Here is a 606-nt window from a genome sequence, read left to right as displayed (position 1 = left end):
GGTGGTTAAATTTTTATGTCCTCTCGTAATCAGTCAAGACTCTCTCAAAAAGGGTATTGATATTGTTGAGCAAGCGATCAAAGAGGTTTGTGCTAAAGAAGACCAAATCCCTGAAGATAGCGACTATTTTGATGATGCGAAGATGGCAGGCTAATCGTCAGTATTTAATGGCTTAGTCATCATGCTATTTTAGGCGTCACGTTATTTAACTGGATAAAGAGAAACAAGGTAAAAAAATGATCGTAAGAAAACTGAGTGAAGCGGAAAATTCATCAAGACGCATTGTCTCTCCTGATGGCAATTGGGAAAGTACGCGTATGCTATTAAAAGATGACCAGATGGGGTTTTCGTTTCACATCACGACTATCTATGAAGGCGCAGATTTTCAGATGCACTATCAAAATCATTTGGAGTCGGTTTACTGCATGTCAGGTGAGGGTGAGATAGAGAATTTGGAAGATGGAAAAGTGCACCCGATCTCTGCAGGCACGATCTATGTTCTGGATAAGCATGACAAGCATATCCTAAGAGCATTTAAAGAAATGAAGATGGCATGCGTCTTCAACCCTCCGCTTAATGGCAAGGAAGTACACAACAAGGAAGGTG

The 606-nt window shown here is 40.8% G+C and carries 1 protein-coding gene; it reads left to right on the top strand.

Annotation, left to right across the window (positions count from 1 at the left end; all coding sequences use genetic code 11):
• Window positions 1–236 precede the first annotated feature (236 nt).
• Window positions 237–606, top strand: a 370-nt coding sequence (locus A3735_RS28400) for an ectoine synthase (protein WP_068639108.1), incomplete at its 3' end; no start/stop codon positions are given.

It is taken from the genome of Oleiphilus sp. HI0061, assembly GCF_001635675.1.
Note: the sequence above shows the minus strand (reverse complement) of the source record. Positions and strands in the feature narration are given on the sequence as shown.